At 70.2% G+C, this 24,036-nt stretch carries 24 protein-coding genes; 14 read left to right on the forward strand and 10 right to left on the reverse strand.

What is annotated here, in order from left to right; translation table 11 throughout:
- Window positions 1-148: 148 nt before the first annotated feature.
- A complete protein-coding gene (locus ABZU75_RS08335; RefSeq protein ID WP_350922819.1) occupies window positions 149-1,024 on the forward strand; it encodes an ABC transporter permease in 876 nt (291 codons plus the stop codon).
- On the forward strand, window positions 1,021-1,830 hold the full coding sequence (locus tag ABZU75_RS08340; protein ID WP_350922821.1) for an ABC transporter permease: 810 nt from the start codon (window positions 1,021-1,023) through the stop codon (window positions 1,828-1,830). The genes ABZU75_RS08335 and ABZU75_RS08340 overlap by 4 nt, the downstream gene beginning before the upstream one ends.
- Before the next feature lie 11 nt (window positions 1,831-1,841).
- Here the strand turns inward: ABZU75_RS08340 and ppk2 are convergent, their stop codons facing one another.
- Window positions 1,842-2,789 (reverse strand): polyphosphate kinase 2, encoded by a 948-nt coding sequence (ppk2, locus tag ABZU75_RS08345; protein WP_355550842.1) that lies wholly within the window; start codon window positions 2,787-2,789, stop codon window positions 1,842-1,844.
- 334 nt (window positions 2,790-3,123) lie between these two features.
- On the opposite strand from ppk2, the gene ABZU75_RS08350 reads away from it, so the two are divergent.
- From ABZU75_RS08350 to ABZU75_RS08365, 4 genes are read left to right on the forward strand one after another with little or no spacing between them, the layout of a single operon-like run.
- Window positions 3,124-4,173 carry an amino acid ABC transporter permease gene (locus tag ABZU75_RS08350; RefSeq protein WP_355550844.1) on the forward strand — a complete coding sequence of 350 codons (1,050 nt, stop codon included), beginning with the start codon at window positions 3,124-3,126 and terminating at the stop codon, window positions 4,171-4,173.
- Entirely contained in the window at window positions 4,170-4,934 is a 765-nt protein-coding gene (locus ABZU75_RS08355) for an amino acid ABC transporter ATP-binding protein (RefSeq protein WP_355550846.1), read from the forward strand. Before ABZU75_RS08350 ends, ABZU75_RS08355 begins: the two co-directional genes overlap by 4 nt.
- Before the next feature lie 27 nt (window positions 4,935-4,961).
- Window positions 4,962-5,957 (forward strand): ABC transporter substrate-binding protein, encoded by a 996-nt coding sequence (locus ABZU75_RS08360; RefSeq protein WP_355550848.1) that lies wholly within the window; start codon window positions 4,962-4,964, stop codon window positions 5,955-5,957.
- On the forward strand, window positions 5,954-6,511 hold the full coding sequence (locus tag ABZU75_RS08365; protein WP_355550850.1) for a GNAT family N-acetyltransferase: 558 nt from the start codon (window positions 5,954-5,956) through the stop codon (window positions 6,509-6,511). The genes ABZU75_RS08360 and ABZU75_RS08365 overlap by 4 nt, the downstream gene beginning before the upstream one ends.
- 65 nt (window positions 6,512-6,576) lie before the next feature.
- Here the strand turns inward: ABZU75_RS08365 and ABZU75_RS08370 are convergent, their stop codons facing one another.
- Together ABZU75_RS08370 and ABZU75_RS08375 are read right to left on the reverse strand one after the other, a co-directional pair.
- Entirely contained in the window at window positions 6,577-8,349 is a 1,773-nt protein-coding gene (locus ABZU75_RS08370; RefSeq protein WP_355550852.1) for an ABC transporter ATP-binding protein, read from the reverse strand.
- Entirely contained in the window at window positions 8,346-10,151 is a 1,806-nt protein-coding gene (locus tag ABZU75_RS08375; RefSeq protein ID WP_355550967.1) for an ABC transporter ATP-binding protein, read from the reverse strand. The genes ABZU75_RS08370 and ABZU75_RS08375 overlap by 4 nt, the downstream gene beginning before the upstream one ends.
- A 168-nt stretch (window positions 10,152-10,319) precedes the next feature.
- Between ABZU75_RS08375 and ABZU75_RS08380 the strand changes: the two genes are divergently transcribed.
- From ABZU75_RS08380 to ABZU75_RS08395, 4 genes are all read left to right on the forward strand, one after another.
- On the forward strand, window positions 10,320-10,952 hold the full coding sequence (locus ABZU75_RS08380; RefSeq protein ID WP_355550854.1) for a TIGR03085 family metal-binding protein: 633 nt from the start codon (window positions 10,320-10,322) through the stop codon (window positions 10,950-10,952).
- 435 nt (window positions 10,953-11,387) lie between these two features.
- Window positions 11,388-11,549: a hypothetical protein gene (locus tag ABZU75_RS08385; protein WP_169750203.1), complete on the forward strand. Its 162-nt coding sequence runs from the start codon at window positions 11,388-11,390 to the stop codon at window positions 11,547-11,549.
- A gap of 315 nt (window positions 11,550-11,864) precedes the next feature.
- Window positions 11,865-12,443, forward strand: coding sequence for a hypothetical protein (locus ABZU75_RS08390; protein WP_355550857.1), 579 nt, complete (start codon window positions 11,865-11,867; stop codon window positions 12,441-12,443).
- 111 nt (window positions 12,444-12,554) lie between these two features.
- The gene (locus ABZU75_RS08395; RefSeq protein WP_355550859.1) at window positions 12,555-13,961 is read left to right on the forward strand and encodes a glutamine synthetase family protein; all 1,407 of its coding nucleotides are present in this window, start codon (window positions 12,555-12,557) and stop codon (window positions 13,959-13,961) included.
- Window positions 13,962-13,979: 18 nt separating this feature from the next.
- Here the strand turns inward: ABZU75_RS08395 and ABZU75_RS08400 are convergent, their stop codons facing one another.
- Both ABZU75_RS08400 and ABZU75_RS08405 read right to left on the reverse strand, forming a co-directional pair.
- A complete protein-coding gene (locus tag ABZU75_RS08400) occupies window positions 13,980-15,173 on the reverse strand; it encodes a hypothetical protein (protein WP_355550861.1) in 1,194 nt (397 codons plus the stop codon).
- Window positions 15,170-15,703: a SigE family RNA polymerase sigma factor gene (locus ABZU75_RS08405; RefSeq protein WP_355550863.1), complete on the reverse strand. Its 534-nt coding sequence runs from the start codon at window positions 15,701-15,703 to the stop codon at window positions 15,170-15,172. The genes ABZU75_RS08400 and ABZU75_RS08405 overlap by 4 nt, the downstream gene beginning before the upstream one ends.
- A gap of 235 nt (window positions 15,704-15,938) precedes the next feature.
- On the opposite strand from ABZU75_RS08405, the gene ABZU75_RS08410 reads away from it, so the two are divergent.
- Window positions 15,939-16,250, forward strand: coding sequence for a hypothetical protein (locus tag ABZU75_RS08410; RefSeq protein ID WP_355550865.1), 312 nt, complete (start codon window positions 15,939-15,941; stop codon window positions 16,248-16,250).
- A gap of 27 nt (window positions 16,251-16,277) precedes the next feature.
- Here the strand turns inward: ABZU75_RS08410 and ABZU75_RS08415 are convergent, their stop codons facing one another.
- Entirely contained in the window at window positions 16,278-16,904 is a 627-nt protein-coding gene (locus ABZU75_RS08415) for a tyrosine-type recombinase/integrase (RefSeq protein WP_355550867.1), read from the reverse strand.
- 121 nt (window positions 16,905-17,025) lie between these two features.
- Window positions 17,026-20,256, reverse strand: a complete 3,231-nt coding sequence (locus tag ABZU75_RS08420; RefSeq protein WP_355550869.1) for a BTAD domain-containing putative transcriptional regulator — start codon at window positions 20,254-20,256, stop codon at window positions 17,026-17,028.
- A 101-nt stretch (window positions 20,257-20,357) separates the two neighbouring features.
- Between ABZU75_RS08420 and ABZU75_RS08425 the strand changes: the two genes are divergently transcribed.
- From ABZU75_RS08425 to ABZU75_RS08435, 3 genes are read left to right on the forward strand one after another with little or no spacing between them, the layout of a single operon-like run.
- Window positions 20,358-20,996 (forward strand): hemerythrin domain-containing protein, encoded by a 639-nt coding sequence (locus ABZU75_RS08425; protein ID WP_355550871.1) that lies wholly within the window; start codon window positions 20,358-20,360, stop codon window positions 20,994-20,996.
- A 35-nt stretch (window positions 20,997-21,031) separates the two neighbouring features.
- On the forward strand, window positions 21,032-21,451 hold the full coding sequence (locus tag ABZU75_RS08430; protein ID WP_355550873.1) for a DUF4267 domain-containing protein: 420 nt from the start codon (window positions 21,032-21,034) through the stop codon (window positions 21,449-21,451).
- A gap of 20 nt (window positions 21,452-21,471) precedes the next feature.
- Window positions 21,472-22,206, forward strand: coding sequence for a hypothetical protein (locus ABZU75_RS08435; protein ID WP_355550875.1), 735 nt, complete (start codon window positions 21,472-21,474; stop codon window positions 22,204-22,206).
- A 203-nt stretch (window positions 22,207-22,409) separates the two neighbouring features.
- Here ABZU75_RS08435 and ABZU75_RS08440 read toward each other — a convergent pair whose 3' ends face one another.
- From ABZU75_RS08440 to hisF, 3 genes are all read right to left on the reverse strand, one after another.
- Complete coding sequence (locus ABZU75_RS08440) at window positions 22,410-22,631, reverse strand: 2Fe-2S iron-sulfur cluster-binding protein (RefSeq protein WP_355550969.1); 222 nt, start codon at window positions 22,629-22,631, stop codon at window positions 22,410-22,412.
- Window positions 22,632-22,671: 40 nt separating this feature from the next.
- Window positions 22,672-22,887 (reverse strand): hypothetical protein, encoded by a 216-nt coding sequence (locus ABZU75_RS08445; RefSeq protein WP_355550877.1) that lies wholly within the window; start codon window positions 22,885-22,887, stop codon window positions 22,672-22,674.
- Window positions 22,888-23,262: 375 nt separating this feature from the next.
- Window positions 23,263-24,033 (reverse strand): imidazole glycerol phosphate synthase subunit HisF, encoded by a 771-nt coding sequence (gene hisF, locus ABZU75_RS08450; RefSeq protein WP_350922857.1) that lies wholly within the window; start codon window positions 24,031-24,033, stop codon window positions 23,263-23,265.
- Window positions 24,034-24,036: the final 3 nt, after the last annotated feature.

Here is a 24,036-nt window from a genome sequence, read left to right on the forward strand (position 1 = left end):
GCGTGCTGGTCATCGGCCTGCTCAAGCGGCCTTTCGCCTACGTCGCGGGAAGCCTGGTCCAGGTGCCCGCCGCACCCGCCCCGCGAGAAGGGCCGGAAGCCCGCCTCGCCCGGGGAGAGAACCGACGTTGACCGGGAAGGAGCCGACGTTGAACATCGCGGCACCGGCGAGACCCACACCGCCCCGCACCCCTCGACGCAGGCTCGCGGCCTTCCTGCACCGGCACGCGGGCGTGCGGCTCTCGCTGCTGCTGTCGGCCCCCGCGCTCTGGCTCGGCCTCGCCTATCTCGGCGCGCTGGCCGCCCTGTTCGTGACGGCCTTCTGGAGCACCGACACCTTCACCGGCGACCTGGTCAGGGTGCCGACCTGGGGGAACTTCCAGGACCTGCTCACCGCCGACGTCTACCGTACGATCGCGCTGCGCTCGGTGGGCGTGGCGGTCGCGGTGACGCTGATCGACCTGCTGATCGCCTTCCCGATGGCGTTCGCGATGGCCAAGCTGGCCTCGCCGCGCGCCCAGCGCTGGCTGGTGATCGCCGTGCTCACCCCGCTCTGGGCCTCCTACCTGGTCAAGGCGTACGCCTGGCGGGTGATGCTCGGCTCCGAGGGCCTTCTCGGCTGGGGGTACGGGCTGACCGCCACCGTCCTCACCCTGTCCTACCTGTGGTTGCCGTACATGATCCTGCCGATTTACGCGGGGCTGGAGCGGCTGCCGGACTCGCTGCTGGACGCCGCCGGAGACCTCGGGGCGCGTGGCTGGCGGACGTTTCGCACCGTGGTGTGGCCGCTCGCCCTCCCCGCCGTGCTCGCGGGCTCGGTCTTCACGTTCTCGCTGTCGCTCGGCGACTACATCACCGTGAAGATCGTGGGCGGCACCTCGCAGCTGATCGGCAACGTCGTCTACGACAACATCGGCGCGGCCAACAACCTCCCCTTCGCCGCCGCGGTCGCCACCGTCCCCGTGATGATCATGCTGGTCTACCTCGCCGCGGTCCGCCGCACCGGCGCCCTGGAGAACCTGTGAACCTGTCCCGTACGGCGCGCACGGCGCTGTGGGCCATGCTGGCCGCCGGGCTCGGCGTCGTCTACGTTCCGCTGCTGATCGTGGTGCTCAACTCCTTCAACACCGACCGGACGTTCGCCTGGCCGCCCAGCGGGTTCACCGTGCGGTGGTGGGAGGCGGCGTGGAACTCCACCGGCGTGCGCGACGCGCTGTGGACCTCGGTCCAGGCGGGGGCGGGCGCCACGGTGATCGCCCTGGTGCTCGGCACGATGGTGGCCTTCGCGATCCAGCGCTACGACTTCTTCGGCAAGAACGCGGTCTCGCTGCTGGTCCTGCTGCCGATCGCGCTGCCCGGCATCGTCACCGGCATCGCGCTCAACAACGCCTTTCGTGCGGTGCTGAGCCCGTTCGGGGTGAGTCTGGGGCTGTTCACCGTGATCGTCGGGCACGCCACCTTCTGTGTGGTGACCGTCTACAACAACGTGCTGGCCAGGCTGCGGCGTACGGGCACCTCCCTGGAGGAGGCCTCGGCCGATCTGGGCGCCGACACCTTCACCACGTTCCGGCTGGTCACCTTCCCGATGATGCGCTCGGCACTGCTCGCGGGCGGGCTGCTGGCCTTCGCCCTGTCCTTCGACGAGATCATCGTGACCACGTTCACCGCCGGGGCCGGGGTCAGGACCCTGCCTCTGTGGATCTTCGAGAACCTGTTCCGCCCCAACCAGGCGCCCGTGGTCAACGTGGTCGCCGCGGCTCTCATCGTCGCCTCGGTCGTCCCGATCTATCTTGCCCAGCGCCTGTCGGGCGGTGACGCGGGAGTCCGCTGAGCGGGGACGGCTCAGCGGGCGCGGTCGTCGTCGAGCACGTCGGCGGCGTGGACGACGATCCTGGGGTCGGGGGTGCCGACGACCTCGTGGTCCTTGTTCTCGTATTCGAAAAGGCTCAGGACGTGGCGCATGGCCTCGACCCTGGCCCGCTTCTTGTCATTGCTCTTGATCACCGTCCACGGGGCCTCCTCGGTGTCGGTGTGGACGAACATGTCCTCCTTGGCGGCGGTGTACTCCTCCCATTTGTCGAGCGACTGCAGGTCCATCGGCGACAGCTTCCACTGCCGTACCGGATCGACCTGGCGGATCACGAACCGGGTGCGCTGCTCGGAACGCGAGACCGAGAACCAGAACTTCACCAGGTGGATGCCGTCGCGGACGAGCATCCGCTCGAACTCGGGCGCCTGTTCCAGGAACTCCAGGTACTCCCCGGGAGTGCAGAAGCCCATCACCCGCTCGACCCCGGCGCGGTTGTACCAGGAACGGTCGAAGAAGACCATCTCTCCGGCGGACGGCAGGTGGTAGACGTAGCGCTGGAAGTACCACTGGGTGTTCTCGCGCTCGCTCGGCTTCTCCAGCGCCACCACGTTCGCCCCACGGGGGTTGAGGTGCTCCATGAACCGCTTGATCGTGCCGCCCTTGCCCGCCGCGTCGCGCCCCTCGAAGAGGACGACCAGGCGTCCCCCGGTGTCCTTGATCCAGTACTGGAGCTTGAGCAGCTCGATCTGGAGCAGCCGCTTGAGCCGGTCGTACTCGGTCCGGTTCATCCGTTCCCCGTAGGGATACTTCTCCCGCCAGGTGTCGACGGGGGTGCCGTCCAGGCGGATCAGAACGGGGTCGTCGTCGTCATCGTCGTCGACCCGCAGGTTGGACAGGTCATCGAGCAGGTCCCCGCGGGCCAGCGCCGAACGGAGGTCCAGAACGGGGAACCGCTCCTCCGCGGGCTCCGCCTCTGCCATCGTTCCCTTCCCCTCGGGCGGACATGGGATCCGCCCTCGTCCTGCCCCCTACCTCGCTTTGAGCAGGCTAATCATCGGCGGGCGGTCCGGTTTGCACCGATCTCGTTCGGCGCCGTATAAAACCTACTAAACAAGTAGGTCTTGACGGGATTATGAGCGTGTGTTGAAGTGATGTCATGCGCCCAGAGCTCCGGCCGACGGTCCGCGGGCACATCGACCCGCGCCCCCTCCGCCTCCCCTCGTGTCACCGCTGACCTTCTGACGATTCGCCGGCGACGCCCCCCTCGCGCCCGTCCCCCTCCTCCTGGACGAACCAGCCAGAAAGGCCTCAACCATGCCCGTCGAATTCTCAGGCACCGACGGCGGTGACACGCACGGAGCCGCCGCGAAGGCGGCGAAGGCACCGCCCCCCGCCCCGGCGGCGGGCGCCCGGGTGCGCACCCACCGCGGGTACGGGGGGAACCGGGTGCTGCTCGCCTCCACCACCGCCCGGACCGCCACCCTCCCGGCGGGCGGAGCACCGGGCGACAGGGGAGACGCGAGAGAGACAGGGACCGGCGAGCCTCCGCCGAAGGTGGTCACCACCCGTCACCCCTGGCGGTGGGTGGCGGCCGCGGGCATCGCGGTGCTGCTGGCCATGGTGGCCAGCGCGCTGATCACCAACCCGGCCTGGGAGTGGGAGGTGGTCGGGGAATACCTGTTCGCCCCCTCCGTGCTGCGGGCCGTCGTCTTCACGCTGGAGCTGACCGCGCTGGGGATCGTCTTCGGCTTCCTGCTCGGCACCGTCCTGGCGCTCATGCGGTTGTCGAGGAACCCGCTGCTCAACTCGGTCGCCTGGGGCTACATCGCCCTGTTCCGGTCGGTCCCGCTGATCCTGCAGCTGCTGTTCTGGTACAACCTGGCCCTGCTGTATCCGAGAATCTCCTTCGGCGTGCCGTTCGGCCCGGCGTTCTTCGACATCGGCACGATGGACCTGATCGGCCCGGTCACCGCCGCCGCGCTCGGCCTCGCGCTGCACCAGGCCGCCTACGCCGCGGAGATCGTCCGGGCGGGGCTGCTCTCGGTGGACCACGGCCAGCGGGAGGCCGCCGCCGCACTGGGCATCCCCAGGACCAGGCAGCTGTTCCGGATCGTCCTGCCGCAGGCCATGCGGTCGATCGTGCCGACCGCGGGTAACGAGATCATCGGCCTGGTCAAGGGCACCTCGGTCGTCTACATCATGGCCCTGCCCGAGCTCTTCTACCAGGTACAGGTCATCTACAACCGCAACGGCCGGGTCATCGCCCTGCTGCTGGTCGCGACCATCTGGTACCTCGTCATGACCTCGGTGATGTCCGTCGCGCAGCACTACATCGAGCGGTACTACGGCAGGGGCCGCGCATGAGCACCGCGATGGTCGAACTGCGGGGCGTGCACAAGAGTTTCGGGTCGCTTGAAGTGCTGCGCGGGGTGGACCTGCGGGTCGACCCCGGCGAGGTCACGGTGATCCTGGGCCCGTCGGGGTCGGGCAAGTCGACGCTACTGCGCACCGTCAACCACCTGGAGAAGGTGGACAGCGGGTCGATCAGCGTCGACGGCGAGCTGGTCGGCTACCGCAGGGTCGGCGACCGGCTGTACGAACTGCCCGAGCGCGAGATCCTCCGGCAGCGAACCAAGATCGGTTTCGTCTTCCAGAACTTCAACCTCTTCCCGCACCTGACCGTGCACCAGAACGTCACCGAGGCGCCCCTTTCGGCCCAGCGCAGGCCGAAGGCGGAGGTGAACGCGCTGGCGACCCGGCTGCTTGAGCGCGTCGGGCTCGCCGACAAGGCCCACTCCTACCCCGGCAGGCTCTCCGGCGGCCAGCAGCAGCGGGTGGCCATCGCCCGCGCCCTGGCCCTGGAGCCCAAGGTCATCCTCTTCGACGAGCCGACGTCCGCGCTGGACCCCGAACTCGTCGGTGAGGTGCTCGACACGGTGAAGGACCTCGCCGGGAGCGGCACCACCATGATCGTCGTCACCCACGAGGTCGGCTTCGCCCGCGAGGTCGCCGACACGGTGGTCTTCATGGACGAGGGCCGGATCGTCGAGCAGGGCCCTCCCGCCGAGGTGCTGGACGCCCCCAGGCACGAGCGAACCCGTCTTTTTCTCAGCAAGGTCCTCTGACCCCGCCCAACCTGAACAAGGATCGACATGTCGTTCATATCGAGGCTCGCCCCCGCCGCCATCGCCCTGCCTCTCCTCCTCGCCGCCGCCTGCGGCACCGCCGAGCCCTCCGCCGGCACCACCGACAGTGCCGCGGTCCCATCCGCCGCCCCGTCCACGGCCGGCGGAGTCAGGATCAACACCTCGCCGGAGCAGAACCGGATCCGCGCCGACAAGGTGGACGCGATCGCCGCCAAGGTCCCCGAGGCGATCCGGTCCAAGGGCGAGCTCATCGTGGGCTTCAACGGCGAGGGCGCGCCGCCCCTGGTGTCCCTGGCCGACGACGACACCACCCTGATCGGGGTGGAGACCGATATCGCCCATCTGATCGCCGACGTGCTGGGCCTGAAGGTGCGGGAGGAGAACACCTCCTGGGAGAACCTGTTCCTGGCCGTCAAGTCCGGCAAGTACCACGCGGTGCTCAACAATGTCACGGTGACCGAGGAGCGCAAGGACATCTACGACTTCGCCACCTACCGGGTGGACCAGCTCGCCTGGCAGGTGGGCGCCTCCAGCCCGATCACCAAGATCGAGAAGCCCGCCGACATCGCCGGGCTGAACGTGTCGGTCGGATCGGGCACCAACCAGGAGAAGATCCTGCTGGAGTGGGACGCGCAGAACCAGAAGGCCGGGCTCAAGGCCGCGCAGATCCAGTACTACCAGAAGTACGGCGACGTCCTGCTCGCCCTGAAATCCGGCCGCATCCAGGCCTACCTGGGCCCGAACCCGCCCATCGCCTACCAGGTCGCCGTCGGCGGCGACAGCAGGATCGTCGGGACGCTCTCGGGCGGCGGGTCGGTCGAGGGCCTGATCGCGGTCATGACCCTGAAGGGCAACGGCCTGGTCCAGCCGGTCAACGAGGCGATCAACACGCTGATCGAGAACGGCAGGTATCTTGAGGTGCTCAAGCGCTGGGGCCTGGAGAACGAGGCGCTGCCCAAGTCGCTGATCAACCCGCCCGGCCTGCCGAGGCAGCCCAAGTGACGGTCGACTCCACCAGGCCCGCCCCCGGAGCCGAGAACATCCTCCGGACGACACCCCTGCCACGACGGACCGGCACAACCGTCGAGGTGCACCACGTGGCCGTCCGCGACCCGCGGGTCAGGCCGCTCCTTGAGGACCTGCACGCCGAGTACAACAGCCGGTACGGCCCCAACGAGGAGATCAACCGCTACCCCGACGAGCGGTTCGCCCCTGAGCAGGGGGGTGCGTTCCTCATTCTCGCCGAGGACGGACAGACCGTCGCCGGGGGCGCGTTCTTCCGCCGCGACGAGGAGACCGCCGAGCTCAAGCGGATCTGGACCCACCCGGACCACCGGCGGCGCGGCCTGGGCGTCGCCGTCGTCCGGGAGCTGGAGCGGGAGGCCGCACGGCAGGGCTACCGCAGGATCTACCTGACCACCGGTCCCCGCCAGCCCGAGGCCGCCGGGCTGTATCTCGCGACCGGATACACCCCGCTCTACGACCAGGACGCCGATCCCGAGACGATCGGCCCCCACCCCTTCGAGAAGACCATCCGGGAAGCGCGGACCGGCTGACCGTGCCACCGCCCGCCGGGGAGCGCCGGAGAGGACGTCTGCCGGACACCGACCGCCCCGACTTCCTAGGAACGGGCCGACGAGACCCAGGAGGCGTACAGGTCGGCGTAGACGCCCGGCTGCCGTACCAGCTCGGCGTGCGGGCCGCGCTGCACGATCCGGCCCCGGTCGAAGACGAACACCTCGTCGGCCGCCTCGGCGGTGGAGAGCCGGTGGGCGATGGAGACGGCGGTGCGGCCCCGGGTGACCCCCTCCAGGGCGCGGGCCAGCCGTACCTCCGTCGCCGGGTCCACCGCGGAGGTGGCCTCGTCCAGCAGCAGCAGGTCGGGATCCGCCAGGTAGGCGCGGGCGAGCGCGACGAGCTGGCGCTCGCCGGCCGACAGCGACTCGCCGCGCTGGCCCACCCTGGTCGACAGGTCGGCGGGCAGCCCCTCCAGCCAGTCGGCGAGCCCCAGCTCGGTCATGGCCAGCCGGATCTCCTCCTCGGTCGCCGAGGGGCGGCCGAAGGCGATGTTCTCGGCCAGGGTGCCGTCGAACAGGAACCCGTCCTGCGGGACCATGACGATGCGCCGGCGCAGCGAGGAGAACCTGACGGTCCGCAGGTCGTGGCCGTCCACCGTGATCCGTCCCGAGACGGGGTCCATCAGGCGGGTGAGCAGCTTGGCGAAGGTGGTCTTGCCGGAACCGGTCTCCCCCACCACGGCGATCCGCGAGCGGGGCGGGATGTCCGCCGAGACCTCGTGCAGCACCGGCACCCCGCCGGGATAGGCGAACCCGACGTTCTCGAAGGAGACCGAGATGGGGCCGCGCGGCAGCTCGACGCCCTCCGGGCCGGGGTCGGCGACGTCGGGCGGGGTGTCGAGCACGCCGAGGATGCGCCGCCATCCTGCGACGGCGTTCTGCGCCTCGTTGAGCACCTCGGTGGCGATCTGCATCGGCGAGACGAAGAGCGTGATGAGGAACAGGAAGGCGACCAGGCTCCCCACGCTGATCTCGCCGGCCAGGCCGAGCCGCACCCCGACCAGCACCACGGCGGCCAGGGCCACCGAGGCGACGATCTCGGTCAGCGGGAACACCGTCGCGACGATCCGCTGGGTGCGGGCCTGCGCCGCCTTGTTGGCGTCGATCGCGACGTCGAGCCTTTCCGCCGTACGGGCCTCGGAGCCGTGGGCCCTGATCACCGCGGCGCCCACCACCGACTCGCTGACCGCCGAGAGCATGTCGCCGGTGCGCTCGCGGACCCGGGTGTAGGCGCCGGAGAGCCACCGCTGGAAGCGCGGCAGCACGACCATGAGCGGCAGGAAGCAGGCCCACACCACCAGGGTGAGCTGCCAGGAGTAGACGAACATCAGCACGGTGGCGACCAGGAGCTGCCCCGGGGTGATGATGATCATCAGCCCGCCCCACTGCATGAACGTGCTGATCTGGTCGACATCGCCGGTGACCCGGGAGACGAGGGCGCCGCGCCGCTCGGAGTTCTGGGTGAGCACCGACAGGTCGTGCACGTGCCGGAATCCGCGCACCCTGAGCGCGGCCAGGGAGGACTCGGTGGCCCGGTAGAGGCGGACGTTCATCAGGTATCCACACAGCGCGGTGAGCGCCACGGCGGCGGCGCACAGCAGCACCGCGGTGCGCACGTAGGCCAGGTCGGGGGTCGCTCCGCCGAGCCCGGTGTCGATGGTCTGCTGGACCGCGATCGGTACGATGATCTTGCCGACCGTGGCGACCACGGCCAGCACGAGCGTTCCGGCCAGCCCCTTGCGGAACTCCGGCGTGAGTGACAGCCCGTGTCTGACGGTGGCCACCCCGGAACGCTCGACCCCCTGAAGCGAGCTCAAGCGCTGACCTCTTCCTCTTGCTCGGCGTCGAGCGCCTCGCGCTCGGCTTCCTGACGTTCGTAGGCGGTGACCAGATTGCGGTAGCCCGCGCAGCGGGCGAGCAGCTCCGCGTGGCCGCCCCGGTCGACGACCCGGCCGTGCTCCAGGTAGACGACCTCGTCGGCCAGGGCGATGGTGGCCATCCGGTAGGCGATGACGACCACCGTGGAGGCCTGGGCCGCGTCCCTCAGCCCGTACAGGATCCTGGCCTCGACCTGCGGGTCGACGCTGGAGGTGGCGTCGTCCAGGACGAGCAGCCGGGGGCGGCGCACCAGCGCGCGGGCCAGCGCGATCCGCTGGCGCTGGCCACCGGAGAGGCTGGTGCCGCGCTCGCCGACCTTGGTGTCCAGCCCCGAGGGAAGGGCGCTGACGAACCCCTCGGCCTGGGCCAGGCGCAGCGCCGCCCAGACGTCCTCGTCGCCGACCGGCAGGCCGAGGGTGACGTTGCCCCGTACGGTGTCGTCGAACAGGAACGTCTGCTGCGGCACCAACGCCACCGCGTCGCTGACCCCGCCCCTGGTGACCTCGCGCAGGTCCGTGCCGTCCAGCAGGACGGTGCCCCGCGCCGGATCGACCAGGCGGACGAAGGTCTGGGCGAGCGTGGACTTGCCGGACCCGGTGGGGCCGACCAGGGCGACGGTGCGGCCGGGGGCGACCTCCAGGCTCACGTCGTGCAGGACGGGGAAGTCATCGTCACCGTCACCGTCACCGCCGCCGTAGGCGTAACCGAGGTCGCGGACCTCCAGCCTGGCGGGGTCGGCGCCGGTCAGCTCGACGGCGCCGTGCTCCATGGAGCCGGTCGCGTCGAGCACCGCCCTGATCCGCCCGTAGCCGACGACGGCCCGGGGCAGCTCGGCGAGCACCCAGCCCAGCGCGCGGATCGGGAAGGCCAGCAGGGTGAACAGGTAGGCGACCTGGACGAGCACGCCGGAGCCGATCGCGCCGCTCTCCAGCCGCATCACGCCGATCAGCAGCACGGCGAGCACGCCCAGGGTGGGCAGCGCCTCAAGCACCGGGTCGAACAGGCCGCGGACCCGGCCGACGGCGATGTTGGCGTCGCGCAGCTCATGGGCCTTGGCCAGGAACCTGGCGGTCTCCTCGTCCTCGCGGCCGAGGGTCTTGACGACCAGGGCGCCGTCGAAGCTCTCGTGGGCGATCTCGCTGACCTCGGCGCGCAGCTGCTGAGCGCGGGTGGCCAGCGGGTTGAGCCTTCGCTGGTAGACCAGGTTGAGCACGGCGATCGCGGGAAAGACCAGGAAACCGACGAGGGCGAGGATCGGGTCGGTGATCACCATTGCGACGGCCGCGGTGACCAGCATCACCACGACGCCGACCGCCATCGGCAGCGGCGCGAGCGGCGCCCAGGCGGCCTCGACGTCGGAGCCGGCGTTCGACAGCAGCTGCCCGGTCGGGTGCCTGTGGTGCCAGGCCAGCGGGAGCCTCAGATACTGCCGGGTGACGTCCCGGCGGGAGCGGGCCTGCATCCGGTACTGCATGACACCGGCGAAATACCGCCGTCCCGCCACGCCCAGCGCCTTGAGTAGGGAGACCCCAAGGATGAGGAGCGCGCCGAAGGCCAGCGCGCCGGTCGTGATCCGCCCGTTCTCGAAGGCGGGCAGCACGACATGGTCGGTCGCCCAGCCGAGCGCCCACGCCGCGGCGACGGTCATCAGGCCGTACAGGGCGCTGGACAACACCGCGGCAGCGAAGATCGGCTTTTCAGCCCGGATCGCCACCCCGAGGACACCGAGCCCCTGTCGCATGACTGCGGTGGTCACCTTGCTCGCCACGCGGGAGGTGTCCTTTCGACGGGAAACATTGCTACCTAAGTCCCTATCAACCTGGATCATGCGGTTATTCCCGAACCACCTCCGACAAGATCGCACCCACACCTCTGGTTGCTCACACAACGACCTTGTTAGGATCATCAAATGAATCACGCCCGTGCCGAACGCGCCGCGCTCAGCGACCTGTTCGCCCAGCTCGGCCCGGATGCCCCTACGCTCTGCGAGGGCTGGACCGCCTTCGACCTCGCCGCCCACCTCGTCCTGCGCGAGCGCCGCGCCGACGCGCTCGGAGGCATCCTCCTCAAGCCGCTGGCCGGATACACCGACCGGGTGCAGGAGTCGTTGAAGACCAGAAAGGGCTACCCGGGCCTCGTCGAGCTCGTGCGCTCGGGGCCGTCCGGGCTCTACCGCCTTCCCGGCCTCGACCAGACCGTCAACACGGCGGAGTTCTTCATCCACCACGAGGACGTGCGGCGCGCACAGCGGGTCTGGGAGCCGCGCGAGCTGCCCGCCGACCTTGAGGAGAGGTTCTGGAAACAGATCCGCGCCGGCATCCGGGTGTTCCTCCGCCGCTCCCCCGTCCGGGTGGTCCTGCACCGCATCGGCGGAGGCGTCGCCATCGGCGGTTCCAAGGACGCCACGCAGCAGGTCGAGGTGACGGGCCGGGCCGGGGAACTGCTGCTGTTCTGCTTCGGCCGCCAGGCCCACGCCAAGGTCGACCTGAGCGGCGACGACGAGGCGGTGGCCAGGCTGATGGACGCCCCCCTGGGCGTCTGAGCGGCCCCATCCCGGCGGCTGTGCGCCCGACCGGCTCGCTCACGGCCCGTGCGAGATCGTGACCGAGCCGGGACACGTACACGCCAGGCGTCGCGCGATCGGCCCGCGGTCTCACCCGGGGCCCGGGGCGACCGGATGCCACCAGACACCAAGCCCCCTTGGTTTTTTCGGCAGGGGTCACCGCACACCGGTATTCGCGATCCCACCGCCTCCCCCTAGCCCTAGCGGTATACCTGGCTGTGAGGATTGGACAGGAGCGCCCCGGCCACCGCACGATGGCTGGTGTGACCTATGCCAAACTCACGACCAGACCATGGTTCGCCCCCGTGGGATGGGTATGATCATCAAAATCCGGGAGCCACCCGGGCCGCAGATGCCAAAGATCGATAAAATTCGGGTATATACGGCTGGGATTGGAACTGCCAGGAGGCCCCCATGCAGGTCAAGAAGGTCCTCACCTACCTCGGGGTAGCGTTCGTGGTCTTCTATCTGTTCACCAAGCCCGCCGAGGCGGCGGGCGCGGTCAACGGAGTCTTCGACGGGATCGTTAGGGGAGCAGACCAGTTGGCTCTGTTCGTGACACGAGTACTTAGCTGACCGACCGGCGGGAAGCACCCGCCCCGAACCATGTCATCCGCGCTCCTGACCGATCCACGGGGGAGCGCCACACTCCCCCGACACCAGACCGCCGCACCGTCTGCTTCGCCGATCCCGAGAGCGCATCACAAGGATCGCCGTAGGCCGCCACCCCCTGCCCGTGAGCCCCCGACGAAACCCCACCCGCCGCCCAGAGCCGCGCGGCGAACGCCCTGACCCGATCATGGATGACCACGGGAAACATCACGGCACTCCCTTGATGATCTTTCCGGCACCTTGAGGGGAAGGTCCGTTTTTCGTACGGGGGGATCGTTCATGCGGGGCACTCGGGGTTTCTCCCTGGTCGGGTCGCTCATCGCCGGAGCCGTCACGTTCGGCCTACCGGTGACCTCACAGGTCGCCTTCGCGACCCCTGCATCCGTCCAGACACCGTCCCCCGCCCCGTCACCGGCCTCCACCCCGGCGTCCGGCTTCAAGGGCCCGGCAACGGTGGGGACGGCGGCCGGTGACGGGACCGAACGGCCCGTCGGGCGGGGCGCCGTTCCCTCGCCGCCCTCCGCCCACCCGTTCCTCGGCCACTTCGGCGCCCCCGTCGACCGGCCGCTGAAGGGCAGGATCACCCTGGCCAACCCGACCGGCGCGACGCTCGGTTTCAGGGTGGCCGACCCCACCCTGCTGCCCACCGGGATCACGCTCGACGCCGACGGCCTGCTCGGCGGCGCCTCCCGGGTGCCCGGCATCTGGACGGTCCCGGTCGAGGCGTGCACTCCCTCCGGCGCCTGCGCCACCGGCGCGGTGACGATCACCATCACCTGCCGCTGCGCCCGCCCGCTCCCCTCAGCCCCGGTCTCTTTCCCTCCGGCTGCCCCCGCGACGCCGAACACCCTGCGGTAGCAGGGTTCCACCACATAACAACAGGTCAAAGACCGCTGGAACCCCCCGAACCGATCCGAGGGAAACACCAAGGTGCTTCCACTCTCCCCGGAGACGTGTTACGCAGAAAGCGTGGGAGATCATCACGACGCCGGCGGAGCCGACACGCTCGACTCCGCGACACGACGCGTCATCGAACGTGTCACCGAACGCGTCAACACCGACGGCATCAAACTGATCCGCTTCCTGTACGCCGACCACGGCGGCGTGATCAGGGGTAAGGCCACCTCCCACTCCCTGCTGGCCGAACGGCTCCGTACCGGCATCGGGCACACCGTCGCGATGATGGCGATGAACATGCTCGACGAACTCCAGGACGTCAAGGGGCTCGGCCCGGTCGGCGAGGTCCGTCTCGTCCCCGACCCGACCACCTTCGTCCAGTTGCCCTACGCCCCCGGCTCGGCCGCCATGCTGTCGGATCTGCGCCAGGTCGACGGCTCCCCCTGGCCCGCCTGCCCGCGCACCTTCCTGCGCGAGGCCGTGGCCGCCCTGGCCGACGAGGGCCGTGTCCTCGTCGCCGCCTTCGAACCCGAGTTCACCCTCGGCCGCCGCGAACCCGACCCCGAGGGCGGCCTGGACCGCCTGGTCCCCGCCGACGACAGCCTCTGCTACTCGACGACCGGCTTCAACCAGGCCCACGACTACGCGACGACTTTGGTCCACGCCCTGGAGAGCCAGGGCCTGCGGGTCGAGCACTACCACCCGGAACTGGGCCACGGCCAGCAGGAGCTGTCGATCCGCCACGCCTCCGCCCTGCACGCCGCCGACAACCACCTGATCTACCGCGAGACCGTCAGGGGCGTCGCCACCCGCATGTCGATGTGGGCCTCCCTCGCCCCCAAACCCCTTGCCGACCAGGCGGGCAACGGCACCCACCTGCACCTGTCCCTCTGGGACCCCGCCCTGCGCACCAACATCTTCGCCGACCCCTCCGACCGGTACGGCCTGTCGGTCACGGCCTACCACTTCATCGGCGGCCTGATCGCCCACCTGCCCGCGCTCACCGCGCTGACCTGCGGCTCGGTGAACAGCTTCCGGCGTCTCACCCCGAGGGCATGGTCGAGCGCGTACGCCTGCTACGGAATGGACAACCGCGAGGCCGCGGTGCGCATCTGCTCCCCCACCGGCCGGGACGCCGCGGCGTCCACCAACCTGGAGCTGAAACCCTCCGACTCCTCGGCCAACCCCTACCTGTCGCTCGGCGCCGTCATCCACGCCGGCCTGGACGGCATCCGCCGCCGGCTCGACCCCGGTGCCCCCGTCGGCGTCGACCCCGCCACCCTCCCCGCCGGCCAGGTCCCCCGCCTTCCGGCCTCCCTGGACGAGGCCCTGGACGCCCTGGAGGCCGACGAACTCCTCATGCACGCCCTCGGCCCGCTGCGCGCCTCCGCCTACCTCGCCGTCAAACGCTCCGAGGCCCGCTCCTTCGCGGCCCACAACACCGCCTACGAGCTGTTCCACCACTTCCGGGTCTTCTAATCGAAGGCCCGGATGCCGTCAGAGCGTCCCCTCGTGACCCGGCAGGACCAGGCCGAAGAAGTCCTGCGCCGTGTAGCCGCCGATTCGCCGCGCCTTGCCGGTTCCGACGTTCAGCGCGTAGGCGGTGACGGTCACATAGGGCGGATCGGTCGTCGTGGCCGGGGCGTCATCCGCCGCGGGAAGCCGTTTGCCCATGCACACCGGGTTGGGAATGGCGATGACGGTGATCTCCCTGGGGTTCAGCCAGGCGCGCAGGGAGACGTTGTGGGTCTTCGTGGGCAGGCCGCTCACCGTGACCTTCCGGCGCACCTTGCCGGTCCTCGCGTCCAGGTGTGCGAGGGCACCCGTCAGGCACGGCTTGGAGCTACTGGTCATACGGTTCTCCAGTCCGACGACCGTTTCGCCGTCGGGAGCCAGCGCGCCGAACTTGTAGGCCCGCGGGAGGGTGACCGCGGCCTGGTTTCCGGCCGTGGACGTCGTCCACAGGTGGGACATCATCTGCAGGCGGGACTTGGGCGAATACTCCGCCAGCATCACGGTGTCGCCGTCCTTGGAGATGCCGATGGGATTCCCCCCGTTCGGCAGCGGCCGGGTCATCCGCTCGCGCATGTCGATCAGCATGGCCGGGTCCTTCAGGGGAGGACGCTTGGTGAACGCCAGGAAGCGGCCGTCGTCGGACATCAGGAGGTGGGAGACGGAGCCGAGCCACGCTGTGGGGATCTTGACGGGAGCCGCCAGTTCGTCGCCGCTGTCCAGCTCACGGACCTTGAAGGTGCTCTCCTTGACGGCGTAGTAGGCGATCCTGCGCCCGTCCTGGCTGATCGCCAGCGGGCTGCTGAAGCCGGTCAGCGCGTCGGGAACGTGGTAGGTCCTTCCCGCGCGGGTGACCACCCGCCAGGCGCCGTCCCTGCAGTCCGGAGGGGCCGCGCCTTCGGACGGGTTGCAGAAGGTCTTGTACGCGTGGCTCAGCGGGCCCACTCCCCGGTCCGGCAGATCGGCGACTCCGCCGGTCCCGGAGGAGTCCTGCCGTTCCGTGGGCAGCAGCCGCACCCCGGCCGTCGCGCCGAGCACGATGACGGTGACCGTGACGGCCGCGACGAGTGCGGTGACGGTCCGGCGCCTGCGTTCGTGGATTCTGATCGTCCGCTCGGCCAGATCCACCCTTGGGGAGTCTTCGGCGATGTCGTCGAGCACCTGCCGCAGCCAGGTCATCGGTGTGCCTCCTGAGTATCGGCCTGATCTTCCAGTTCGGAGAATTTGGGGGCCAGTTCCGGCGCCAGGACTCGTAAGCGGTTCAGTGCCTGATGGGCCTGGCTCTTGACCGTGCCGACCGAACAGCCCATCAGCTCGGCGGTCTCACGTTCGGTGCGGTCCTCGTAGAAACGCAGGACGATCACCGCGCGCTGTTTCGGGGGCAGCCGCAGGAGCGCCTGGCGCACGACGATCCGGATGACTGTGGAGTCCTCGCTCGAATAGGCCACCTCGGGCGGGTCGGCCCGCGGAAGCTCGCGCCCGGTCCGGCGCCGCAGCCATGAGATGTACTGGTTCACCAGCGCTTTCCGCGCGTACGCCTCCGGCCTGTCAAGGCTCAGCACCTTCGACCAGCGCCTGATGATCTTGATCAGGACACTCTGCAGCAGGTCCTCGGCAAGATGCGCGTCTCCGGTGAGCAGGTACGCCGTGCGCATCAACGACTGCTGGTGAGCGTCCACGAATTCACGGAAGCTGTCATTGCGATCCAATATTTCTCCTCCCGACTGGTACAAACGCCGACGAGGAGCAAGAAGGTTGGGTGGCAGACCCGAATTAAACGACTTGCGCGAACGTGCGCCGCAGGAGCCGGGAAACGCCGACGAACCACTACAGGGCCTTGGCCGCGCTCTCGATCGGCCTCGCTGTAGTCCCGGGGAAATTTCCAACGGATTTGCCTGACCTGCGGCGATACACAGGGCCTGGACGGCAGTCGCGAGGGGGATCATGGGCGATGACGAGCCGAGGTTCGGCTACGGCCAAGGACGGCGGCCGCTGTGGAGCGAGCGCGATCGCGATGCCGAACGAGCCCGGGACGCCCTGCGTGCTGTCGGGCTGACGGAGTTCAGCGACAGCCGGGCCGGGTTCGTGGTGGAGGGCGGGAGCGCGGAGCGGCCCTTCCTGGTGGCTTTCGCCGGGTCTGCGAGCGGGGCCGGGGAGCAGGTGGCCGCGTATGCGGCGGCGCTGAGGGCGGTCGGGATGCGGGTCGAGCCCGACTCCGATGACGAGCAGGTTCTGCGGGTGTGGCCGGCATGCTGAGCGGTCGGCCGCCCTGGTGCGGTGCGGTCAGCGAGGGCGGCGCCGCCGGGTCGGGTCGGCGTCGGCGGTGATGCGGGCGGAGGTCTCCTCGCCCAGGCGCACGTAGCGGCCGAGGCCGGCCAGGTGCTGGTGGCGGCTCTTGGCCTGGAGCTCGGGCGCGGCGCGTCCGGCTTGCGCGAGATGCTGGAGCGCCGAATGACGCAGCTGATGCAAGGTCCACCCCCGGCGGTGTGGGTCGAGCTCGGCCGAGGCGGTCTTGAACAGGTATTCGGCGCGTGGGTAGGACAGGCGGCCCCGCCCGGTGACGGGACAGACGTCGCCGGATGCCGGCGCACGGCGGCCGGAGGAAGGAGCGCGCCGATCGGCCAGGAACACCGGCCCGCAGGTGCGGCCGGCCAGCAGGCGGGGCAGCAGCCGGGCCGTCGTGGTGGCCCAGTGCACGTATTCGATGGCTCCGCCCTTGGACACGACCCGGGCGCGGCGGAACTCCAGGTCGAGGTCCTCGACGTTGAGGGTGAGGATCTCCTCGGCGCGGGCGGCCGTGTCGTACAGGAGCCGCCACAGCAGGCGTTCCCGCAGGGCGTGCGCGGGGTCGGCGGGCCGGGGAAGGACACGACGGACACGGACGTCCTCCGGGCAGGCGATGTGACACATGATGTAGCCGAGTCGCCGTCGTGGCGGCAGACGCCGAGCTGGGCGGACACAGCCCGATAGCAGCCAGCGTGACAGATAATGCAAGTTCTGTGTCACGAATGTGCGGCGCCGTGGGCAGAGACTAGGTGGTCGTTCGCAACCGGGCCTCGGCGGCCCAGTGGGGTGCGTTCCAGTGGTCGGCGATGGTGACGGCCTGGGTGAAGTGGGCGGCGGCCTCGTCGGTGCGGCCGAGGAAGACGGCCAGTTCACCGAGGGTGTGGGCGACCGGGCGCAGCGCCAACGACAGGCTCGCGGCGCCCGCCGGGGGGCCGTTGCGATGCGGAAGCAGCGTCGCGTAGATCTCCTCGGCGGCGTCGCGGTCGTTCAAGGCGACGATGGCCATCGCGCGCAACGTTGTGAGGAAGGTGAAGAAGAAGTCGGGGCGGATCGGGCTGGGTGACGCGCGGACCTCGCGGGCTTCGGTGTCCAGGCCGTTGGCGTGGAGGGCGAGCGCGAGCAGGTCGGAGACCATGGGGCCAAGCACGGCGTGGAGGGCGCGAACGTCGCCCAGGTGCGCACCGAGCGTGCCCTCGTTCAGCCAGATCGTGGCCAGGGCGAGTTGCAGAAAGCCCATGTGCACCGATCCGATGCGCCGCATGCCCTCGTCGGCCTTGATGTAGAGGAACTCGGCGTCGGCGAATCGGCCTTCGATGAGCGCCAGGCTCGCCAGCGTGATCTCGGCGACGGCGATCGCCTCACGCATTCGGTAGGTACGCGCGAGTTCCAGGGCCTCGGTGATCACCTGGTGCATGGTCACCGGGTCATTGGCGGCGGCGACGACGCCGGCATGATTGAGCAGCCCAGTGACGCGGTAGACCGGCAGGTCGTGCTCGGTGCCGATCTCCACGAGCTCCCGGCAGAGCTCGGCGTCGCCGTGGACTTCGGCCAGGATCCCGAGTGCCGCGGCCCGCAACCGGGGTCCGGTGGCGAGGTCGAGTGCCTCCTGCGCTGCCTCTACAACCGTCGGGTCGTCCTCGCCGACCAGTTCGTGCGCGTACGCCGTCAGGAGCCGGGACCGCACCGAAGGGGCCAGGTCGCGCTTCAGCAGGCGGCTCAGGCGGTCGACGATGGGCCGGTCCACCGTGCCGTACGTACGGGCTTGCCAGGGGGTCGGCTCTGTCCACGCGGTGAATGCGGCGATCATCAGGTCGTCGCGGCCCAGGGACTCCGCGTACTCCACGGCTTCACGTCGTGTTTCGCGGGCGGCTGCGACGGCTCCCGCCCGGATCTGCGCGCGCAGCAGCCTGCCGAGCAATTCGACGCGTTCGTCCGGTCCGGTCGAGTTGGTGACGGCATCGGTGAGGAGGGCGGCCGCCACGTCGTGGGCGTAGCGGGCCTCGGCAAGCTCGGCGGCCTGGACGCAGTAGCCGACGGCCTTCGGTGAGCCGGCGCGCGCGTAGTGGTGGGCCAGCGCCGCGATGTCGTCGGTGCCTTCAAGAGCGGCGGCGATCCGGGCGTGCATCCGGGTAGCACGCAATCTGCTGACGTCGGCGATGAGCGTGTCCCTGACGAGGGCGTGGACGAAGCGGATGAGGCCTGGGCCGGGCTCGTCGAGGAGCCCGGCGATGACGCCCGCGTCCAGCGCGTCCATCACCCCGTCCTCGTCGGTGTCGGCGGCCTTTACCAGGACGTCCACTGAGCTTTCCCGGCCTGCGACCGCGGCCAGCCGGAGGACGGACACGCCTGCCTCTGGCAGGCGTGCGAGCCGTCGGCGCAGGACGTCCCGTACGCCTTCGGGGACCTCGGAGAGGGCGACCAGCGCGCCTTCGCCGTTCAGCAGCCGGGCGCTTTCGCGCACGTAGAACGGGTTGCCGCCGGTGCGCTCGGCGATCCCGGCGATGGTCTCCTCGTCGGCCTCGCATTCGGCCCGTACGAGCTCCGCGACGGCCTCGTCGTTCAGCCCCGGCAGCGCCAGGCGGAGGGGCGTGGCGCGCGCGAGGGAGGCCAGCGTTTCTGTGAGGTGCCCGCTCTCGTCCGCGCGGTACGCGGCGACGACCAGGATCGGGGCCCGCATGCCGAGGCCGCCGCCGAGCAGTTCCAGCGTGGCGGCGTCCGCCCAGTGCAGGTCGTCCAGCACGACGGCGACCGGGCGTTCCGTGGCGACCGCCGCGAGCCACTTCCACACGGCTTGGCGCAGCCGGAACCGTCCGGCGGTGGCGTCGTCGTCCGCCGGTCCGGTGTCGGTGAGCAGCGGCGCGAGGTCTCCCGCGAACTCGCCCGGGGACGTGGTCGCGGCGGCGGCTCTCAGCGCCTCGGTCCAGGCCCACGCGGGCGGCGCGCTGTCGACCTCGGGGCAGCGGCCGACGGCGACCAGCCACCCGTCACGTTCGAGCCGCCTGCCGAGGTGTTCCAGCAGCGTCGACTTGCCGAGCCCGGCCTCGCCGGTGACAAGGGCGATGCGGGCGCCGTCGGTGACGGCCTCGGTGGCGGCCGTGACCAGTGCCGACAGCTGTGCCTCGCGTCCGACGAACGGCGCCTCGACGATCGGAGCCGCCCCCGGGAGAGGGGCCACCTGCGGCAGCGGGGCGGTCAGCGGGGGCGGGGGCACGGTCGCGCGTAGGACGTCTGTGCGCTGGGTGAGGATCGCCTCCTCCAACGCCGTCAGGTCCGGGCCGGGGTCGAGCCCGAGCTCCTCGGCGAGGATGCCGCGGGCGCGGCGAAGCGTCGCCAGCGCGTCGGCTTGGCGGCCGCTGCTCCACAGTGCCAGGGCGTGCAGCCGCCAGCCTTCCTCGCGGAGGGGCTCGTCGCGGGTGAGCCGCTCGGCCTCGGGAACCACCGCGGCGGGGTCGCCGCTGCGCAGACCCGCCGCGACGTGCAGCTCGGTGGCGACCAAGCGTAGCTCGTTCAGCCGGGCCGTCTCGGCGGCGGCCCACGGCTCGTCGGCGACCTCGGCGAACGCCGGTCCCTGCCACAGCCCCAGCGCCTCGGCGAGCCGAGCCTGCGCGGCGCGTATGTCGGTGTCCGTACGCGCTTGGCCCAGCAGGCCCTCGAACCGCCACGCGTCCACCGCCTCCGGTGGCAGCCGCAGCGCATAACCCGGCGCCGCGCTCACCAGCAGCCGGGCCGGCGTGCGCGGCGGACGTCCAGGCTCCAGCAACCGACGCAGGTTGGACACATACGCCTGCAGGGACATCAGCGCCCGCGCGGGCGGCTCCCCGCGCCACAGATCCTCGATCATCCGGTCGACCGGCACGACCTGCCCACGCGCCGCCACCAGCAACGCCAGCACGCCCCGCTGCCGCGGCCCGCCGAGGTGAACGGCCGCACCGTCTACCTCCGCTGCGAACGCGCCCAGCACCCGGATGAAGACCATGATCTGCACATCGTATGTGGACGTTCCAAATTGACTCCAAGCCCCCTCCAAATAGCCGGGAGCAGCCTGAACACGTCGCAACCGATGAAGGGCGGGAACAGATGAGCGTCAACACCCAGGATATGGAGATCGTCCACCGCGTGCTCCGCCGTGAGTCACGGCTGCTGGTGGAGCTCGTCGCGGCCGTCGCCCCGGGTGACACCGCTCGCGCCAAGGTGATCGCCGACCACTTCCGCGTCTACCGCATGGGCCTGCACAACCATCACGAGGGCGAGGACGACCTGCTGTGGCCGCCGCTGCTTTCCCGGGTGGACCTAGAAGCCGACATCGTCCTGCGCATGCAGGCCCAGCACGAACGCATCACGGCCACCCTGAGCAGGCTGGACGCCACGGTCCCCGCCTGGGAGGCCACCGCGGGCGCCGACGTACGCGACACCCTCGTGGCCGCCCTCTCCGAGCACCGCGCGGTCCTGCTGGAACACCTCGACGATGAGGAGGCCACCCTCCTCCCGCTCGCGGCCAAGCACATCACACAACAGGAGTGGGCCTCCCTGGGCGACCACCTGGTGAACAACACTCCCAAACTCACCCTGCTCACGCTCTTCGGCGCCGTCCTGGAAGACGCGAAGCCGGCCGAGCGCGCCATCGTCCTCAGCGGCCTGCCCACCCCGGTCCGCGTCATCTGGCACGTCATCGGCCGCCCCCGCTACGCCCGCCACATCCGCCGTGTCCGCGGCTGAACCCTGCCCAGTCTGAACATCAAAGGAGAACAACCATGTCGCAGAAGAAGCTCAACACCGTCCTGGCCACCGCCGTCGTCCTGTTCACCCTCTACCTCGGGTTGTCCTTCGTCCTGCCCCTCGAGGCGTCCTTCCCGGGCCTGCCGAACTGGCCCTCTGGCGACAGCGGCTTCCCTATCGTGAAGGGCAGCCGCGAAATCGCGATGGGCCTGGCCATGGGCGCCCTGCTGGTGAGGGGCCACCGCCGTGCCCTGGGCTGGGTCCTGCTGATGGTGGCCGTCGCCCCGTTCGGCGACATGGTCAACGTCCTGGCCCACCACGGCTCCATGGCCGCCGCGTTCGGCATCCACGGCCTGACCTCGGCACTGATCGCGGCCACCGGCCTGCTGATCCTCCGCGAGACCAGCAAGGCCCGCAAGGCCACCGCCCCAGCACCCACCGCGCAGCCCGCCTGACGTCTGCACGCCCCGAAGGGGTGCACGGTATTCCTTTCCTGTACGGCGGGCGGGTGATCTGGCCGGAGCACCGGACCAGGGAGGTGTACGACGCGTTTCTGGAGATCACCGCCGCGGCGCCGCGTGAGCTCAGTGTCTGGATCAACCGGCTCCAGCCACCCGGCGCGTCGCCGATGGTGACGCTGGATCTGGCCTACCTGGGTGAGGCGGCTCAGGGGGAGGACCTGCTGGCGCGCGTCGACAAGATCGAGGGCGCGATCTCCGACAGCCGCGGCGTCGTCCCGGTTGCCGACCTGGGGGGCATCGCCGCTGAGCCCGCCGATCCGGCCCCATCCATCGCTCGTGCGGAGTTGCTCACCGGCCTGGACGCGGACGCGGACGCGGTGGAGCTCCTGCTGGCCAAGCCGGTCGAACCGCTCATCAACGTGCAGATCAGGCATCTGGGCGGGGCGCTCGCCGAGCCGGGCGGCGGGGCCGGTGCGAGCGGCGCGGTGGCTGAGCCGTACCTGCTCGGCCTGGTGGGTCTCGGCCTGCCGCACGCGGCCGATGCGACGCGCGCCAAGCAGGCCGAGGTCGTGGCCGACCTGAAGGCCTACATCAGCGGCCGCAAGCCGTACACCGTGCTGTCCCCCGGTGAAACGGCGGCGATGTCCTTCTCCGGCAGCGCGCTCGCGCGGCTGCGGAAGATCAAGCGGGCCCGTGACCCGCACAACGTGTTCCGCGCCAGCTACCCGGTGCACGGGATCGGAAGGTGAACCCCAGGAATGTGAACTCGGTGTTGTCATGCTCCCGACACCGGTTCGCATCATGGACGCCTTTTCCCTCGTCGCTCACCACGACAGTCTTCAGCTAACGCAGCAGAGGGTGGTTTAGTGCCTCCCCGCGCAGGGCGACACTGGAGGGCCGAGAATCCTCCATCTCTTACGCAGCACCGCATCAAGAAGCTCTCTCCTACACTTCAAGCCCCTCTCTGCGTTCGTGACGCACAATCCGTTGGAAATTTCCCCGGGACTACAGCGAGGCCGATCGCGCGCCGGATGGGTTCGTACCCGGTGCACCGGCACAGGTTGGACCTGAGGAGTTCCCGCAGCCGCTCCGGATCCTCGACGATCGCGGGGTCGGACTCCAGCGCGGCGACGGCGAGCATGAGGAACCCCGGCGTGCAGAAACCGCACTGCAGCGCGTGCTCAGCGGAGAACGCCCGCTGGAGCGGATGCGGCTCACCGTCGCGGCCCGGTGGCCCGCACCGGCTCGCCGAGGTCCAGCGCGACCGCGTCGCCCGTACGGGAGCTCAGCGTGCCGCCGGACCAGACCACCTCCCCGACCGGCAGCCGCCACAGCCGCGCGGCCCGCTCCCGCGCCAGGTCGATCAGCGCGGTGGCCGCGCGGTGCAGGACCGAGCCTCCCACCTGTGCCGAGCGGCTGAAGAAGCCCAACCCTGAGCTCCTTCCCGCAGCAGCGCTTCAGCTACGGCGCCCGCCCCTCAACCCACCCCAGACGAAGGCTTCAGCATCAGGACGCCCCCTGAGCGGCCGGAAACGAAGCGACTACAGCCCGCACCCCGTACGAACAGCACCAGGTGCGCGGAGGTGGGCCGGTGTTCCGGGCGGCGTATAAGAAAGCGCAACCCCAAACGCCCGAGCAGGCCGGAGGCCTGAAGAACCAGACCCCGCCACGACGGCCGCCCGGAACACCGGCCCACCGCAGCGCGAACCACGCTGACCGGCAAGACGAAACAGACCCGGCCACTCGCCGAACGCCGAACGACGAACGACGAACGACGAACGACGAACGACGAACGACGAACGACGTCAGCGAACGGGATACCCCGCCCCCCGCAAAGCGTCCTTCACATCACCGATCTTGAGCTGCCCGAAGTGGAACACCGACGCCGCCAGCACGGCGTCCGCCCCAGCCTCCACCGCCGGAGGGAAATCGGCGACAGAACCCGCACCACCACTGGCGATCACCGGAACCGACACCACGGCCCGTACCGCCCGGATCATCTCCAGGTCGTAACCGTCCCGGGTCCCGTCACCGTCCATCGAGTTGAGCAGGATCTCCCCCGCCCCCAGTTCGGCACCCCGCCGAGCCCACTCCACCGCGTCGATCCCGGTCCCCCGGCGACCGCCGTGCGTGGTCACCTCGAAACCGGACGGCGTCGGCGGCCCGTCGACGACCCGGCGGGCGTCCACCGAGAGCACGATGCACTGCGCCCCGTACCGCTGCGCGGCCTCGGTCAGAAGCTCGGGCCTGGCGATCGCCGCGGTGTTCAGCCCCACCTTGTCCGCGCCCGCCCGCAGCAGCCTGTCGACATCCTCGACCGAACGCACTCCCCCGCCCACGGTCAGCGGGATGAACACCTGCTCGGCCGTCCGGCTGACCACGTCGTACATCGTCGACCGGTCGGAACTGGAGGCCGTGATGTCGAGGAACGTCAGCTCGTCGGCCCCCTCCGCGTCATAGCGGCGGGCCAGCTCGACCGGGTCTCCGGCATCGCGCAGGTTCTCGAAGTTGACGCCCTTGACCACCCGCCCGGCGTCCACGTCCAGGCAGGGAATCACTCGTACTGCGACACTCATCGA

It is taken from the genome of Streptosporangium sp. NPDC005286 (assembly GCF_040607515.1).
Taxonomy (GTDB): domain Bacteria; phylum Actinomycetota; class Actinomycetes; order Streptosporangiales; family Streptosporangiaceae; genus Streptosporangium.

Bases quoted from the DNA above. Each gene is read 5' to 3' on its own strand.
- ppk2 (WP_355550842.1), bottom strand. From the start codon at position 2,789: ATGGCAGAGGCGGAGCCCGCGGAGGAGCGGTTCCCCGTTCTGGACCTC.
- ABZU75_RS08350 (WP_355550844.1), top strand. From the start codon at position 3,124: ATGCCCGTCGAATTCTCAGGCACCGACGGCGGTGACACGCACGGAGCC.
- ABZU75_RS08355 (WP_355550846.1), top strand. From the start codon at position 4,170: ATGAGCACCGCGATGGTCGAACTGCGGGGCGTGCACAAGAGTTTCGGG.
- ABZU75_RS08360 (WP_355550848.1), top strand. From the start codon at position 4,962: ATGTCGTTCATATCGAGGCTCGCCCCCGCCGCCATCGCCCTGCCTCTC.
- ABZU75_RS08375 (WP_355550967.1), bottom strand. From the start codon at position 10,151: ATGCGACAGGGGCTCGGTGTCCTCGGGGTGGCGATCCGGGCTGAAAAG.
- ABZU75_RS08380 (WP_355550854.1), top strand. From the start codon at position 10,320: ATGAATCACGCCCGTGCCGAACGCGCCGCGCTCAGCGACCTGTTCGCC.
- ABZU75_RS08385 (WP_169750203.1), top strand. From the start codon at position 11,388: ATGCAGGTCAAGAAGGTCCTCACCTACCTCGGGGTAGCGTTCGTGGTC.
- ABZU75_RS08390 (WP_355550857.1), top strand. From the start codon at position 11,865: ATGCGGGGCACTCGGGGTTTCTCCCTGGTCGGGTCGCTCATCGCCGGA.
- ABZU75_RS08400 (WP_355550861.1), bottom strand. From the start codon at position 15,173: ATGACCTGGCTGCGGCAGGTGCTCGACGACATCGCCGAAGACTCCCCA.
- ABZU75_RS08410 (WP_355550865.1), top strand. From the start codon at position 15,939: ATGGGCGATGACGAGCCGAGGTTCGGCTACGGCCAAGGACGGCGGCCG.
- ABZU75_RS08415 (WP_355550867.1), bottom strand. From the start codon at position 16,904: ATGTGTCACATCGCCTGCCCGGAGGACGTCCGTGTCCGTCGTGTCCTT.
- ABZU75_RS08420 (WP_355550869.1), bottom strand. From the start codon at position 20,256: ATGGTCTTCATCCGGGTGCTGGGCGCGTTCGCAGCGGAGGTAGACGGT.
- ABZU75_RS08425 (WP_355550871.1), top strand. From the start codon at position 20,358: ATGAGCGTCAACACCCAGGATATGGAGATCGTCCACCGCGTGCTCCGC.
- ABZU75_RS08430 (WP_355550873.1), top strand. From the start codon at position 21,032: ATGTCGCAGAAGAAGCTCAACACCGTCCTGGCCACCGCCGTCGTCCTG.
- hisF (WP_350922857.1), bottom strand. From the start codon at position 24,033: ATGAGTGTCGCAGTACGAGTGATTCCCTGCCTGGACGTGGACGCCGGG.